At 75.1% G+C, this 217-nt stretch carries 1 protein-coding gene; it reads left to right on the forward strand.

Annotated features, from left to right (window positions below):
• Window positions 1-217, forward strand: a 217-nt coding sequence (locus tag IH00_RS44915; protein WP_234335127.1) for a hypothetical protein, incomplete at both ends; no start/stop codon positions are given.

Consider the following 217-nt stretch of genomic DNA (forward strand, 5'->3'; position numbering starts at 1 on the left):
TGGTGCGTGGCTCGGCCGTCAACCAGGACGGTGCGAGCAACGGTCTCACCGCCCCCAACGGCCCCTCGCAGGAGCGCGTGATCCGTCAGGCGCTGGCGAACGCGGGGCTGCGCCCGGCGGACGTGGACGCCGTGGAGGGCCACGGCACCGGGACGAAGCTCGGCGACCCCATCGAGGCGCAGGCTCTGCTGGCGACGTACGGCCGCGACCGCACCGG

The organism is Streptomyces sp. NRRL S-118 (assembly GCF_000716335.1).
GTDB lineage: Bacteria > Actinomycetota > Actinomycetes > Streptomycetales > Streptomycetaceae > Streptomyces.